This is a genomic window from Streptomyces sp. NPDC029836, from assembly GCF_055574495.1.
This window is the reverse complement of the sequence record NZ_JBVHZI010000002.1, coordinates 75,987-89,796: the sequence shown is the minus strand read 5'-3', so window position 1 is coordinate 89,796 and position 13,810 is coordinate 75,987. Positions and strand designations below refer to the sequence as shown.

The following is a 13,810-nucleotide window of genomic DNA, read 5'->3' as shown; positions in this document are numbered from 1 at the left end:
GCCTCCAGGGGATACGGCAGCTGACTGTGGGATGAACCAAAGGCGATGGCCCCCCGAAGCTGCCCGGATTGCGTCTACGCTGGGTCGCCGTACGAGGCCTGACGACCCGGCACCGGCTTTGGGGCCGGGTTCCCCGCGGGGGGCTCGCCCGCGCGAGGGCGTCCCGTCGGGCCGCCGCCCCGTCGAGTCACCCGCCCCACCGTCGCGCCGCGTCAGCGCGTCACCGTCCCGTCGTCCGGTCGAGTCACCCGCCCCACCGCGTCACCGCCCCACCGCGTCACCCGCCCCACCGTCCCGTCGTGTCCGAGGAGAACCACCCCATGTCCGCAGAGCCGCACCCCACGCTGCCGCCGGTACGGCTGCACTCCGATGCGGAGCTGGCCCGCGACGCCCTCGTCGCCCCGCTGTTCGCCCGCGCCGTCCGGCTGGCCCGCTGGGCCGGGCCCGACACCCGCGTCGACGTCGGCGGTGAACTCGTCGCCGACCAACTGCCCGAGGCCGCGGCCGTGCTCGGCCTCGACGCCGCCGACGAGGACGGACCCGTCCACGCGAGTCAGGCCTGGCGCGTGGCCGTGGACACCGGGCTGGTCGACGTGACCGAGCCCGAGGAGGACAACGGTGACGGCGCCGGCGCCGAGGGCGGGGAGCCCGAGTACGGCGCCGCCGCCCCGGGCGAGGACCTCGCGCTGTTGACCGGCGGGGCCCCCGGCGACGTGCTCGACCTGTGGCTTGCGGCCCTGGACACCGTCCTCGCGGACGCGGCCGTGCCCGACCTGGACGACCTCGTCGACGCCATGGACGCGGGCGGCGAGATCGACTTCGACCGGCTGGACTGGAACCCGCAGCGCGAGGCCGACTTCCTCGACGGCGTCCTCGCCAACCTGTACCTGCTCAGCGTCGCCGAGGGCGGCGCGGGCGAGGCGCCGGTGCCGCTGCCGGTGCTCGCCGCGTCGATGATCGTGCCCGACGACATGGGCGAGCCCAGCGACGCCGTGCTGGAGCAGGTGTCGGACGCGATGATGCGCCTCGACGACCAGTTCCGGCAGCTGGAACCGATCGGGCTGGTCGAGTTCCGGCCGGTCGACGAGGCCCTCATGGTGGAGGCGGAGGACTTCCCCGGGGCCGACGGCGACGGGGCGCAGGCGCCGGGCGCGGACACCGGGAGCTGGGACGACGATGACGAGGACGTGTCCCGGTACGGGATGGTCCGGCTGACGCCGCTCGGCCTGTACGGCGTGCGCGCCCGCATGCTGGAGGCCGGAGTGGAGGCCCCCGCGATCGGGGACCTCGCCGACAAGGGCGCGGACACCCTGCTCGAGGCGGTCTCCTTCTACCCGGAGAGCGCCGCCCAGGCCGAGATCGAGCAGTGGCTGGCCGGGCGCGAGTCGGCCGCGGCGGTCACCGAACTGCTCGCCGCGGCCCGCGGGGTGGACGAGGGCGGCCCGCTGCGCCGGCTGCGCTGCCAGCAGGCCCTCGCCCCCGCCGCCGGACCGGAGGCCGAGGAGGCGGTCCGGGCCGTGCTCGACGACCCGGAGCTCGGCGGACTCGCCCGGGTCTGGCTGGCGGAGCGCGGGGTGGCCGACGTACCGGCGCCGGACGGGGCCATGGTGTTCTGGCTGACGGTCGACACGATCGCGGCGCAACTGGCGGCGGACGGCGAGACCGAGGAACTGCCGCTGCTCATGCAGTCGTTGACGGAACACCACACGGGCTTCTTCGACCAGGTCTGGCGGGTGGAGCACCCCGCGACGGCGTACGTCCTGGAGGCCATGGGCCGGCTGCACCCGGACAAGAAGGCCTCGAAGGAGGCCCGCAAGGCCGCGTTCAAGGCGCGCTCGCGGCAGCCCTGACACCGGGCGGTCGCGATCGGGGACTCCGATGGGAGACGCCGATGGGGACACCGACCGGGGATGCACAACAGGCCTTTCCCGGGTCGGAGTCCGCCATTGCGGGCCCTTCCAAGGGCACGTGCCGCATTTCTGGGTAGTTCAGCGGCCGTTCACGTACGGGCGGGAGCGTGTGCGCCGACGACCGTACGTCAGGCACGCCACCTCCCCACCCTGGAGACCCGATGCCCCTCAGCCGTAGAGACTTCACCGCCCGAACCGCCCTCGCCGGGGCGGGCGTCGCCCTGACCGGCACGGTCAGCGCGCTCGCCACCGCCCCCGGAGCGCTGGCGGCCGGTGACGGTTCGCGACCCGACGAGCAGGGCCGGCCGCACGGCCCCGGCTACGGACCGCTCCTGCCGGACCCGGCCGGACTGCTCGCGCTGCCCGCCGGGTTCAGCTACCGGGTGATCACCCACAGCGGTGTCACCCGCCTCGACTCCGGCGAGAGCACCCCCTCGAACCACGACGGCACGGCCGCCTTCGCCGGCCACCGAGGGGTCACCCTCCTCCTCGTCAACAACCACGAGCTGAAGGGCCCCCGTACGGGCTGGAAGCATCCCGTACCGCTCACCGAGGGCCTCGTCTACGACCCGGCCGCCGCGGGCGGCTGCACGGTCGTCGAGGTCCGACGCGGCGGCGAGGTCGCCGAATGGGTGGGCATCGCCGGTACCTCCACCAACTGCGCGGGCGGCTCAACCCCCTGGGACACCTGGCTCACCTGCGAGGAGAACTCGGACCTCGCAGGCAAGAACGGCATGACGAAGGACCACGGCTACGTCTTCGAGGTCGACCCCCACGACCGTCGGGCCAACCGCGACCCGCGCCCGGTCAAGGCCTTCGGCCGGTACGACCACGAGGCCGTGGTCATCGACCCGCGCCAAGGCCACGCCTACCTCACCGAGGACGCCTCCGGGCCCAACGGGCTGCTCTACCGCTGGACTCCGCCGCGCGGCTTCCGGCACGGGCGCGGCAGGCTGCGTACGCTCGCCGCCGACGCCGGCGTCCTCGCCGCCGCCAAGTGCTTCGACAGCTCCGGCCGTTTCGTGGACGACCTCTCACGCGCGACGCGGATCGGCACGGTGTACGGGGTCGACTGGGTGCCGGTGGCCGATCGCGACGCCCGGACGGTACCGGTCCGCAAGCAGTTCACCGACGGCGCCGTGACCCGGGGGCGCAAGCTGGAGGGCATGTGGTGGGCCGACGGCGGCGCCTACTTCGTCTCCTCGTACGCGCGGGAGGAGAGCCCGGGCGCCGCGCACGACGGCCAGGTGTGGTTCTACGACCCCAAGCGGCGGACGGTGCGACTGACCGTCCTCATCGGGGTGAACGCCGACCCGTCGGTCGAGGGCGGGTACGACGGCCCGGACAACATCACCGTCTCGCCGTACGGCGGGCTGGTCATCGCCGAGGACGGCAGCGGGCTCCAGCACCTGTTCGGCGCCACCGAATCGGGCCGGACCTACCCGCTGGCGCGCAACGAGCTGAACATCGGATCGGCCGAGGAGCCCGAGTACGCGGAGTTCACCGGGGTGTGCTTCTCCCCGGACGGCCGCACCCTGTACGCGAACATCCAGGACCCGGGCATCATGCTGGCCGTCACCGGACCGTGGCGGCGCGGGCGCTGAGGATCGTGGCGGCGCGGGCCCGGGGCCCGCGCGGCGGATGAGGGTGGGTCGGGACGGCGAACGGAGCGTGGGCGGGGACGGCGGGCCGGACGTGGGTCGGGGCGGCTACGGGGCCGCGGTTCCCTCGGCGCGGGCGGCCGTGGCCCACTCCTCCAGCAGGAACTCGTACGCGTCCGAGGGCCACTCGCCGTCCACCCTGGTCTCGACGAGGTGCCGGATCGCCTCGTTCGCCTCGGCGGCGGACGGGCGCTCGGGACCCGCGGGCCGGAGTGTCTTCTGCATGGGTCAAGGCTACGGGCGGGCACCGGCGCAGACTTCCGTATTACGGGTGTGGTCGATCACCCGGTACGGCCGTCCGTAGCGCCATGTGCCCGCCCACCTGCTCAGAGTGCCTGCGAACCGGGCTTCACCATGCCGCGCACTGTGCGGGACTTCACAAAGTCTCCGATGGCGGTCATCTCCCATTCGCCGGTGAACTGCTTGATCAACTTGGCCATCATGACGCCGGTTTGCGGTTCGGCGCCGGTCAGGTCGAAGCGCACCAGCTCTTCGCCGCTCGCCGCGTCGATCAGCCGGCAGTAGGCCTTGGCGACCTCGCTGAACTTCTGTCCGGAGAAGGAGTTGACCGTGAAGACGAGACCGGTGGCGTCGGCCGGGAGCCGGCCGAGGTCCACGACGATGACCTCGTCGTCCCCGGCGCCCTCGCCGGTCAGGTTGTCGCCCGAGTGCTTGATGGAGCCGTTCAGAATGGACAGCTTGCCGAAGTAGCAGCTGTCGAGGTGGTTGCGCTGCGGGCCGTACGCGATGACGGACGCGTCGAGGTCGATGTCCCGGCCGCGGAACGCGGGCTCCCAGCCCAGACCCATCTTGACCTGCGACAACAGCGGACGGCCGCCCTTGACGAGGGACACCGTCTGGTTCTTCTGGAGGTTGACCCGGCCCTTGTCGAGGTTGATCTTCCCGGCGCCCGGCGCGGCGACCGGCGGGGCGGACGGGGCGGCCTGCGGCACGGGAGGGGCCGCGGGCGTGGTGGGACCGCCGAGCCAGGGGGAGGGGGCGTGCTGGGTCGGGGGAGCCGGGGGTGCCGGGGGAGCGGGCGGCGCGACGGGCGCGGGAGCGGCCACCGCGGCCGGCTCGTCCTCCACCGAGACGCCGAAGTCGGTCGCGATGCCGGCGAGGCCGTCGGCGTACCCCTGGCCTACCGCGCGGACCTTCCACGCGCCGCCCCGCTGGTACACCTCGACGACCACGAGCGCCGTCTCGGAGCCGAGCTGCGGCGGGGTGAAGGTGGCGATCACCGCGCCACCGACCGCGTCCCGCACGGTGGCGGTGGGCTCGACGCCCTGGAAGGTCTGCCCGGCGGCGTCGGGGCTGGCCGTGACCACGATGCGCTCGATGCCCGGCGGCACCGCGGCGGTGTCCACCGTGATGGAGTCGGGCGCCGACCCGCCGCCGGACCGGTAGGTGACACCGGGGCCGGAGGGCTGGTTGTAGAAGATGAAATCGGCGTCGGAACGCACCTTGCCGTCCGCCGTGAGGAGGAGTCCCGACACGTCGAGCCGCACCGGGGCAGCCACGTCGACCGTCACACGGGCGGTATTGAGCGGCAGGTTGGAACCAGGGGTCATAGCGGTCATGCCGGGTGAACGACCGGAGGGGCTTTGCCGTTCCCTTACCCTCGGGGCCAATTTCAGTGCCGGTTGCGCGGGTGGTTCTTCGCCGTGCGCTCGTTGCCGAACTTGTACGCGCCGGTCCAGCGGGCCATCACCAGCTGCGCGTCACCGGACTCCACCTCTGCCAGGAACTTGGCGGCCCGACCCCCGCGCAGGGTGCCCGCGTCACGGCCCCGGTGCGTGATGACGACGGCGCCGTCGCGGTGCGTCTCGTACGTGAATCCCTGTGGCTTCGGCATGAGGGGCAGCCTGCCGGGGCGCGGGCGGGGCGGCAACGCAATTTCCGGCGCCGGGCCGGGGGCCGGGGGCCGGGATGGGGCGGGCCGAGGGCCGCCGTTGCGGGCCGGTCGGCGGGCGGTTTCCGGCCGGTCGGCGGCCGGTCGGCGGCCGCTCCCGGCCGACCGGCGGGCCGTCGTGCCGGTTCCGGTTCAGGCCCCGGTCCCGCGGCGGGGGACGCCGAGGGGGTTGGCCTCGCGCAGTTCCGGGGGCAGCAGGGCGTCCGGGACCGCCTGGTAGGCCACCGGGCGCAGCCAGCGCTCGATGGCGGTGCCGCCGACCGAGGTGGAGTGGGAGGTGGCGGCCGGGTAGGGGCCGCCGTGGTGCTGGGCCGGGGCCACGGCCACCCCGGTGGGCCAACCGTTCACCACGATCCGGCCCGCGAGCCGGGTGACCCGCTCGATCAGCTCGGCGGCCGGACCCGGCGCGCCCTCGCCCTCGGCGCGGGACAGCTGGAGGGTGGCGCTCAGGTTCCCGCCGAGGCGCCCCAGCACGTCGACCGCCTCGCGCTGCCCGGCGTACCGGACGACGACGGTGACCGGGCCGAAGCACTCCTCCAGCAGCAGCTCGTGCTCCGCGCCCGCCAGCAGCGTGCGGGCGTCGACGCCGAGGAAGCCCGCCACGACGGCGTGGTCGCCGTCGGGGCCCGGGGTCACCGGGGCGGTGACCCCGGGCAGGGCGGCGCGGTCGCGGACCCCGGCGAGGAAGTTCTCCCGCATCCGGTGGTCGAGCAGTACGCCCGGCGCGCTCTGCCCGAGGGCCTCGGCGAGCGCGTCGGTGAGCCGGTCGCCCTCCGGGCCCCCGGGCACCAGGACCAGTCCGGGTTTGACGCAGAACTGGCCCACGCCCAGGGTGACGGCCCCCGCGAGCCCGGCACCGATCTCCTCGGCCCGTTCCGCGGCGGCCGCCGCGGTGACGACGACGGGATTGAGGGAACCCAGTTCGCCGTGGAAGGGGATCGGTACGGGGCGCGCCGCGGCCGCGTCGAACAGGGCCCGGCCGCCCCGGAGGGAGCCCGTGAACCCGGCGGCGGAGACCAGCGGGTGGCGGACGAGCTCCGGACCGGCGTCGAAACCGTGGACCAGGCCGACCACGTCGGCGGGCAGCCCGGCCGCCACCGCCGCCCGGCGCAGCAGCGAGGCGCACAGTTCGGAGGTGGCGGGGTGGTCGGGGTGCGCCTTGACGACGACGGGGCACCCGGCGGCCAGGGCGCTCGCGGTGTCCCCGCCGGGCACGGAGAAGGCCAGCGGGAAGTTGGAGGCGGCGAAGACGGCGACCACGCCCAGCGGCACCTTGTAGCGGCGCAGTTCGGGGCGGGGCGGGGTGAGCGAAGGATCGGCCCGGTCGATGCGTACGTCGAGGTACGCCCCCTCGTCGACGGCGTCGGCGAACGCCCGTAGCTGACCGGTGGTACGGGCCAGCTCGCCGGTGAGCCGGGCGGTGCCCAGCGCGGTCTCGGCGTCGGCGGCCCCGACGACGTCGGCGGCGGCGCCGTCGAGCAGGTCGGCGGCGCCGCGCAGGAAGGCGGCGCGGACGGCGGCGTCGGCCAGGGCGCGGAGGCCGGCGTGCGCCGCGCGCACGGCGTCGTCCACCGCGCGGGGTGTGGCTTCCACCGCAACCCGTTCGCGCTGCTTCCCGGTGCGGGGGTCCACACTCCAGACTGGTGTCGCTGCCATCGCCCGCTACCTCCTGGATCGTTCAGTATTCTGAACGCCGTTCCGGTGGATGAATGATCACTTCTGCCGCGGAGCCTATTTCCGCGTCCACCGCGTGACAAGAGGCGATCAGAGCCGACCAGAGGGGAACGTGGCGCATGACCACAGCCGAGACGGAGGACCCTGCCGCGGCGGAGGGTGCGCAGGACACGGCGGGAGCGGGGCGCGGGGAGGGCACCGGGGGCACCGGGGGCGCCGGGGGCGCGGAGGGGCCGGGTGGGTCCGGTGCCGGCCAGGCGACGCCGGTGAAGTCGGCGGTCCGTACCGTCTTGCTGCTGGAACACTTCGCGGCGCGACCGGGCCTGCACAGCCTCGCCGACATCCAGAACGACCTCGGCCTGCCGAAGTCGAGCCTCTACATGCTGCTGCGCACCCTGGTGAGCCTGGGGTGGGTGGAGACGGACGCCACCGGCACCCGGTACGGGATCGGCGTCCGGGCCCTGCTGGTCGGCAGCTCGTACATCGACGGGGACGAGGTCGTCGCGGCGGCCAGGCCCAGCCTGGACCGGCTCTCCGACGACACCACCGAGACCATCCACCTGGCCCGGATGGACGGGACGAGCGTGGTCTACCTCGCCACCCGTCAGTCGCAGCACTACCTGCGGCCCTTCACCCGGGTCGGACGGCGGCTGCCGGTCCACTCGACGGCGCTGGGCAAGGCGTTGCTGGCCACGCACACCGACGAGGAGGTGCGCCGGTTGCTGCCGCGGCGGTTGGAGGCGGTCACGCAGCACACCATCACCGACCGGGAGCGGCTGGTGGAGGAGTTGGCGCTGGTGCGGGAGCAGGGGTACGCGGTGGACCGCGAGGAGAACACGCTCGGACTGCGCTGCTTCGGGGTGGCGGTGCCGTACCGCACGCCGGCACGGGACGCGGTGAGTTGCTCGGTGCCGGTGGCCCGGCTGACGGCGGGTCACGAGCAGGTGATCAAGGCCGCGCTCTTCGAGGCCCGGGACCGGCTGTCGGTGGTGACGCGGCGCATGTGAGGGGCGGCGCGTGGGAGGGTTCGGCGCGTGGGAGGGGTGCAGCGCGTGTGAGGGGGCGGGGGTGGCTCGGGCGCCGCGTCGGGGTGGGGCGGGTGGGCTCGTCTCCCCCACGTGGGGGAGGGGGTTCACCTTCGTGGGGGAGGTGGCGGGGCGGCGGGAGGCGGGATCGTTGGCGCATGACCACACGAGCTGTTCTCCCCACGCACGCGACACGGCCACCGGTGCCCGCCCTTGGGGCCGGCCGGCGGATCCTGCGGGCCGTCGCCCTGGCCGCGATCGTGCCCTACCTGGCCCTCAAAACCGCCTGGGTGGCGGGGAGTCATTTCGGGATACCCGAGGGCAGTGTGCTGCGGGAATCCGGGCCGGTCGTCGTCGTGGCGAACACCGCGACCCTGGCCATGGACGCCTGCCTGATCGTGCTCGTACTGGTGCTCACCCGACCCTGGGGCATGCGCGTACCGGGATGGCTGCTGACGGTCCCGGTGTTCGTCGCGACCGGTCTGCTCACCCCGATCCTCATCGGTTTCCCGGGCCAGATGCTGCTCCGAGCGCTGGGGTTCGGGGCGGGGGAGGCGGTGAGGGCGGCGCGGGAGCCCTTCCTCGACCCGTGGGTGTTCACCGTGGTCTACGGCGGCTTCACGGTCCAAGGGCTCGCGCTGGCCGGGCTGTTCGTCCCCTATGCGCGGGAGCGTTGGGGTGGGCGAGGGCTGGGTGCGCCGGGGCGGCGGCTCCCCTCACCCACGGGGGTGGTGGCGGGGGCCGCCGCGGCGCTCGGTGTCGTGGTCGGCGCGGTGTACCTGTACTGGGCCTTCGGGGGGACGGCCGGGCTGTCCGCGGGGCGCATCGCGGAGTACTCCGCGGAGGCGGGCGTGGTGTCGGCGGTCCACGGGGTGTGCGCGTCGGCTGCCGGGGTGGGCGCGGCGCTGCTGGCGAGGGGAGCGAGCCACCGGGCGCGGTGGCCGCTCGCCCTGACCTGGGTCGGCGGCTCCGCGGCCGCGGCCTGGGGCTGCTGGATGCTGACCATGCACCTGGGGCTGGACTTCGGCCCGACCGATCCGCCCACCGTCATGATCATGTTGACCCTTGCCGGCCAGACACTCACCGGCTTGCTCGCCGCCGCGGTCCTCGTCCGGTACCTCGGCTCGAACCGCGCGGCTTGATAGGGGAGGGACCGATGACCGGGGACGGCGGGGGCGGGCACCGCACGGGGACGGCCGGGGGCGGCAGGGACGGGCAGCGTACCGGGACGGCCGGGGATGGCAGGGACGAGCACCGAGCCGCGGCGGCCGGTCCGGACGGGCGGCGGGAGCGGGGTGGTCGGGGCGCGGGTGCGAGCGGCTCGGGGCCTCGGGGAGCGCAGGGGGCGTGGTTTCGGCTGCGGTGGGTGCACCTGATCCTCGGTGGCGCCATGCTGATGCCCTATTTCCTCCTCGCCGAGGTGGGCGTCAGCACGGCTTTCGGAGAGGGCCGGATGTTGCGCTCCCTGCCGCAGGCCCTGCTCTCCTACGCCATCGCGCTTCCGGCAGCCGCCGCCACGGCGCTGTTCGGGCCGGTCCGGCCGCTGTCGGTGGCCGCCGTACGGGCCCTGTGCGGGGTGTCGGGAGAGCGGCTGGCCGACGGGCCGGCCCGGTCCTGGGCCGCGCGGTGGCGGGCCTCGGCCTGGTGGACCCTGCACCTGGGGGTCGGCGCGCTGGTCAGCGGGCTCAGCCTCGCGATACCGCCGATGGCGGTGCTGCTGTTGCTGATGCCGTTCTCGCGGCGGCTGCGGGAATCGACCGCAGGCAGTTGGTCCTGGCTCGGGGACGTGGCCCACGCCGCGCCCCTGCTCGGGGCGGGAACCCTGATCGGGCTCGTCCTGTGCGCCGCCTGGTCGGGGGCGCTGCTGGCCCGGTGCGCACCCCTGTTGCTCGGGCCGACCGCGGCGGACCGGCTGGCCGCCGCCGAGGAACGGGCCGCCGACCTGGCGGTGCGCAACCGGCTGGCCCGGGAACTGCACGACGCCGTCGGGCACGCGCTGAGCGCCGTCACCCTCCAGGCGAGCGCGGCCCGCCGGGTGCTCGACCGCGATCCGGATTTCGTCCGGGAGGCGCTCGCCGCGATCGAGGACACCACCCGGCGCACGGTCGGCGAGCTGGACGCGGTCCTCGGCCTGCTGCGGGACGGCGACCCGGCCCGGGCCGAGTCCGTCCCCGCCCCCACCCTGGCCCGTGACCTCGCCGGGCTGCTGGCCCGTACCCGGGCCGGCGGCACCACCGTCACCGCCCACCAGGACCCGGGGCCGATCTGCGACTGGGCGCACCTGCCCGCCATCACCTCCCGGGAGGCGTACCGCATCGTCCAGGAGGGCCTCAGCAACGCCCTGCGCCACGGCGCGGGCCCCGTCGTCCTGTCGATCGTCGTCCGCGTCCGCGACGCACACCGTGAACTGGAGATCACCATGACCAATCCACCGGCCGCCCTCCCCTCCCCGCACGGGGCGGCGCAGGCGGAGCCGCGCACGGGCGGCGGACGCGGACTGCGCGGCTCCGCCGAGCGCGCCGCGCTCCTCGGCGGCCTCATCGAGGCCGGTCCGTACGAGGGCGGCTGGCGGCTGCGGGCCGTCCTGCCGCTCGACGGGGCCGCGCGATGAGCCGGGCCCCGCTGCGCATCGTCCTCGCCGACGACGAGCGCATGGTCCGCACCGCCCTGCGGGTCATCCTGGAGGCCGAACCGGACCTGGAGGTCGTCGGCGAGGCGGCCTCCGGCGCCGAGGCCGTCGCGCAGGTCCGCTCGCTGGCCCCCGACGTGGTGCTGATGGACGTCCGGATGCCCGAGATCGACGGGATCAGGGCCACCGAACAGATCTTGCGGACCATGGAACGGCCGCCCAGGATCGTGGTGGTCACCACCTTCGAGAACGACGCCTACGTGTACGACGCGCTGCGCGCGGGCGCCGCCGGGTTCCTGCTCAAGCGGGCCGATCCGGACGAGCTGATCGGCGCCGTCCGGCTCGTCGCCCGGGGGGACTCGCTGCTCTTCCCGGCGGCCGTCCGCAGCCTGGCCGCCGCGCACGCGGCGACCGTCCCGTCGGCCGTTCCGGGTTGGGCGGGCCGGTTGACGGAGCGGGAGGCCGACGTACTGCGCCTGATGGCCACCGGCCTGTCCAACCACGAGCTGAGCGAGCGGCTCGGGGTGGGAGCGCAGACCGTCAAGACGCACGTGGCGTCCGTCCTCGCCAAGACCGGCTCCCGTGACCGGACCCAGGCGGTCATCGCGGCGTACGAAGGGGGATTCATCATGAAGAAAGGCTGAGAACCCCGCCACAATCGGGGCAGAGTGGAACGTCCGAGGCCCTTGGTACGTCCTTTTGGGGGATGAACAAGACGATCAGGCGTGCGTCGGTCTTCTGTCTGCTTCTGGTGCTGGCCCTTTTGGTGCGGGTCACCTGGGTGCAGGCGTACCAAGGCCAGGCCCTCGCAGACGACAAACACAACCGGCGCAACCTCATCGGGCAGTACGAGAACCCGTTGGGGAACATCATCGTGGGCGGGGAGGCGATCACCGGCTCGGAGAAGACGGGCGGCAAGGACTTCGCCTACAAGCGGACCTACGTCGACGGCCCCCTCTACGCCCCGGTCACCGGCTACAGCTCGCAGGCCTACGGCACGAGCATGTTGGAGGGTGTCTACAAGAACATACTGAACGGCTCGGACACCCGGCTGAAGACCGTGATGGACATGCTCACCAACAAGCGGGCCGACCCGGGCAACGTCCTGACCACGATCGACAAGGGCGTCCAGAAAGCCGCGTACGACGCCCTCAACGGCAAGCAGGGTTCGGCCGTCGCGATCGACCCGGCGACCGGTGCGATCCTCGCCGTCGTCAACAACCCGTCCTTCGACCCGGGGCGCATCGCCGGTGCCAACGACTCGGCCGCCTGGCAGGAACTCTCGGCCGACAAGGGCAAGGCCATGGAGAACGTCGCCCTGCGCAAGCCGCAGGCCCCCGGCTCCACCTTCAAGCTGGTCACCCTCGCCGCGGCGATCGAGAACGGTCTGATCACCGGCATCGACCAGCCGACCGGGATCCAGGCCCCGTACACGATCCCCGGCACCCGCACGAACCTGCCCAGCGAGGCGGGGGACGCGGCCTGCAACAACGTTTCCGCACGCACCGCGCTCAAGCTGTCCTGCAACAACGTCTTCGCGGAACTGGCCTCCAAGCTGGGCCAGGACAAGATGCTCGCGATGGCGGAGAAGCTGGGCTTCAACGTCCAGATCGACACCCCGGTCCGGACGAACCCGCCCAGCAAGTACCCGTCGAAGAAGATGTCCGTCGACCAGGTCGCGCAGACCGGCATCGGCCAGTTCGACGTGCAGGCCACCCCGCTGCAGATGGCCATGGTGACCGCCGCGATCCAGAACGGCGGCAAGCTGGTCGCCCCGCACATGGTCTCCGAGGTGACCGACGCGGACGGCAACGTCCTGGAGAGCTTCAAGGACCCCAAGTCCGAAGAGGTCATGAGCGGCAAGACGGCGTCGATGCTCGCGGACGCGATGCGCACGGTCGCCACCGAGGGCGGCGGCAAGCCCGCCCAGGTGGCGGGCGCCGAGGTGGGCGGCAAGACCGGCACCGCCCAGCGCGGCGTGAACAACAGCATCCCGCCGCTCGCCTGGTTCACCTCGTACGCCAAGGCCGGGGACAAGCAGATCGCGGTGGCCGTGATGATCGAGAACTCGGACACGGACCGCACCGAGATCGGCGGCGGCAAGCTGGCCGCGCCCATCGCCCAGAAGATGATGGCGGCCTGGGTGAAGAAGTAGCCCGGTCACGACCGCCCCGTGGGTGACCGCCTCGGGCATGACCACCTCGGGCACGACGCCCCGGCCGGGAGCGCAGCCCGCCGGGCCCGACGGCCCCTCGCGCGTCCGCCCGACCGAGTACAGCCACGGCTTCGGGTGGTGCCGCCCGGCCGGGCGGCACCACCCGCCGGGGCGTCACCACTGCGGGAGCGCCGCCCCGCCGGGTGGCGTCGCCGCCGCGGCAGGCGCCGGGCGGGCGGCAGCGGTGCACCCACCGGTATCGTCCACGCGTCGGGAACCGACCTGCTTCGCGACGCGTTTTCCCTGCCGTGATCAGGAACGCGCGCGCCGCAGACGTCCACGCCATAGCCGCCCTGCACGTCCGGGCCCGGGCCACCTACTACGAAGGCCGGGTACCGGAGGAGACCTACGCGGGCGACCTCGCGCTCGCCCGGGCCCGCGAGGCCTGGTCGCGCGCCGTGGCCCGGACCGCGCCGGAGGGCGAGGTCCTGTGCGCCGAGCGGGACGGGAAGGTCACCGGAGTCGCCGCGTTCCGCACCGCCGACGGCGAGACCACCCTCACCCAGCTCCACGTCGACCCCGACCACTGGCGCCGGGGCACCGGCGCCGCCCTCCACGAGGCCTGCCTCGACGCCTGGCGCCGGGTCGGGATCGAACAGGTCCGCCTGGAGGTCTTCGGGCCCAACCTCCGCGCCCAGGCTTTCTACGCGGCCCACGGCTGGCGGCCGGAGCCGCAGTCCGGCCGCTCCGGCTCCCACCTCACCCTCAGGCTGCGCGTGCCTCCGGGGTCGGTGTCCGGGGAATGAGACGGCCCGGCGAACGGTTGAAGCTCAAACCGTTCACC

The 13,810-nt window shown here is 73.9% G+C and carries 12 protein-coding genes; 8 read left to right on the top strand and 4 right to left on the bottom strand.

All coding sequences use genetic code 11. The features are described 5' to 3' along the window. Positions 1 to 320 precede the first annotated feature (320 nt). A complete protein-coding gene (locus tag ACZ4XJ_RS06180) occupies positions 321 to 1,850 on the top strand; it encodes a hypothetical protein (RefSeq protein WP_468495497.1) in 1,530 nt (509 codons plus the stop codon). 221 nt (positions 1,851 to 2,071) lie between these two features. Beyond that, the gene (locus ACZ4XJ_RS06175) at positions 2,072 to 3,514 is read left to right on the top strand and encodes an alkaline phosphatase PhoX (RefSeq protein ID WP_468495496.1); all 1,443 of its coding nucleotides are present in this window, start codon (positions 2,072 to 2,074) and stop codon (positions 3,512 to 3,514) included. Positions 3,515 to 3,619: 105 nt separating this feature from the next. Here ACZ4XJ_RS06175 and ACZ4XJ_RS06170 read toward each other — a convergent pair whose 3' ends face one another. The 4 genes from ACZ4XJ_RS06170 to ACZ4XJ_RS06155 all read right to left on the bottom strand — a co-directional run bounded on the left by ACZ4XJ_RS06170 (position 3,620) and on the right by ACZ4XJ_RS06155 (position 7,139). Then, entirely contained in the window at positions 3,620 to 3,796 is a 177-nt protein-coding gene (locus ACZ4XJ_RS06170) for a hypothetical protein (RefSeq protein WP_362878141.1), read from the bottom strand. Positions 3,797 to 3,897: 101 nt separating this feature from the next. Beyond that, positions 3,898 to 5,142 carry a TerD family protein gene (locus tag ACZ4XJ_RS06165; RefSeq protein WP_468495495.1) on the bottom strand — a complete coding sequence of 415 codons (1,245 nt, stop codon included), beginning with the start codon at positions 5,140 to 5,142 and terminating at the stop codon, positions 3,898 to 3,900. Between the two features lie 62 nt (positions 5,143 to 5,204). Beyond that, positions 5,205 to 5,426: a hypothetical protein gene (locus ACZ4XJ_RS06160; protein ID WP_362878138.1), complete on the bottom strand. Its 222-nt coding sequence runs from the start codon at positions 5,424 to 5,426 to the stop codon at positions 5,205 to 5,207. Positions 5,427 to 5,615: 189 nt separating this feature from the next. Next, positions 5,616 to 7,139 carry an aldehyde dehydrogenase (NADP(+)) gene (locus tag ACZ4XJ_RS06155; RefSeq protein WP_468495494.1) on the bottom strand — a complete coding sequence of 508 codons (1,524 nt, stop codon included), beginning with the start codon at positions 7,137 to 7,139 and terminating at the stop codon, positions 5,616 to 5,618. Positions 7,140 to 7,276: 137 nt separating this feature from the next. Here ACZ4XJ_RS06155 and ACZ4XJ_RS06150 point away from each other — a divergent pair, with 137 nt between their 5' ends. The 6 genes from ACZ4XJ_RS06150 to ACZ4XJ_RS06125 all read left to right on the top strand — a co-directional run bounded on the left by ACZ4XJ_RS06150 (position 7,277) and on the right by ACZ4XJ_RS06125 (position 13,772). Next, positions 7,277 to 8,164, top strand: coding sequence for an IclR family transcriptional regulator (locus ACZ4XJ_RS06150; protein ID WP_468495493.1), 888 nt, complete (start codon positions 7,277 to 7,279; stop codon positions 8,162 to 8,164). Positions 8,165 to 8,385: 221 nt separating this feature from the next. Further along, positions 8,386 to 9,324, top strand: a complete 939-nt coding sequence (locus tag ACZ4XJ_RS06145) for a hypothetical protein (protein ID WP_468495492.1) — start codon at positions 8,386 to 8,388, stop codon at positions 9,322 to 9,324. Positions 9,325 to 9,572: 248 nt separating this feature from the next. Then, a complete protein-coding gene (locus ACZ4XJ_RS06140) occupies positions 9,573 to 10,793 on the top strand; it encodes a sensor histidine kinase (RefSeq protein WP_468495918.1) in 1,221 nt (406 codons plus the stop codon). Then, complete coding sequence (locus ACZ4XJ_RS06135; RefSeq protein WP_362878131.1) at positions 10,790 to 11,455, top strand: response regulator transcription factor; 666 nt, start codon at positions 10,790 to 10,792, stop codon at positions 11,453 to 11,455. Before ACZ4XJ_RS06140 ends, ACZ4XJ_RS06135 begins: the two co-directional genes overlap by 4 nt. A gap of 62 nt (positions 11,456 to 11,517) precedes the next feature. Beyond that, a complete protein-coding gene (locus ACZ4XJ_RS06130; RefSeq protein ID WP_362878130.1) occupies positions 11,518 to 12,966 on the top strand; it encodes a peptidoglycan D,D-transpeptidase FtsI family protein in 1,449 nt (482 codons plus the stop codon). A gap of 308 nt (positions 12,967 to 13,274) precedes the next feature. After that, complete coding sequence (locus ACZ4XJ_RS06125) at positions 13,275 to 13,772, top strand: GNAT family N-acetyltransferase (protein ID WP_362878128.1); 498 nt, start codon at positions 13,275 to 13,277, stop codon at positions 13,770 to 13,772. Positions 13,773 to 13,810: the final 38 nt, after the last annotated feature.

Coding starts and splice junctions, on each gene's coding strand:
- ACZ4XJ_RS06160 (WP_362878138.1), bottom strand. CDS start 5,426: ATGCCGAAGCCACAGGGATTCACGTACGAGACGCACCGCGACGGCGCC.
- ACZ4XJ_RS06150 (WP_468495493.1), top strand. CDS start 7,277: ATGACCACAGCCGAGACGGAGGACCCTGCCGCGGCGGAGGGTGCGCAG.
- ACZ4XJ_RS06135 (WP_362878131.1), top strand. CDS start 10,790: ATGAGCCGGGCCCCGCTGCGCATCGTCCTCGCCGACGACGAGCGCATG.
- ACZ4XJ_RS06130 (WP_362878130.1), top strand. CDS start 11,518: ATGAACAAGACGATCAGGCGTGCGTCGGTCTTCTGTCTGCTTCTGGTG.
- ACZ4XJ_RS06170 (WP_362878141.1), bottom strand. CDS start 3,796: ATGCAGAAGACACTCCGGCCCGCGGGTCCCGAGCGCCCGTCCGCCGCC.
- ACZ4XJ_RS06180 (WP_468495497.1), top strand. CDS start 321: ATGTCCGCAGAGCCGCACCCCACGCTGCCGCCGGTACGGCTGCACTCC.
- ACZ4XJ_RS06140 (WP_468495918.1), top strand. CDS start 9,573: ATGCTGATGCCCTATTTCCTCCTCGCCGAGGTGGGCGTCAGCACGGCT.
- ACZ4XJ_RS06165 (WP_468495495.1), bottom strand. CDS start 5,142: ATGACCCCTGGTTCCAACCTGCCGCTCAATACCGCCCGTGTGACGGTC.
- ACZ4XJ_RS06155 (WP_468495494.1), bottom strand. CDS start 7,139: ATGGCAGCGACACCAGTCTGGAGTGTGGACCCCCGCACCGGGAAGCAG.
- ACZ4XJ_RS06175 (WP_468495496.1), top strand. CDS start 2,072: ATGCCCCTCAGCCGTAGAGACTTCACCGCCCGAACCGCCCTCGCCGGG.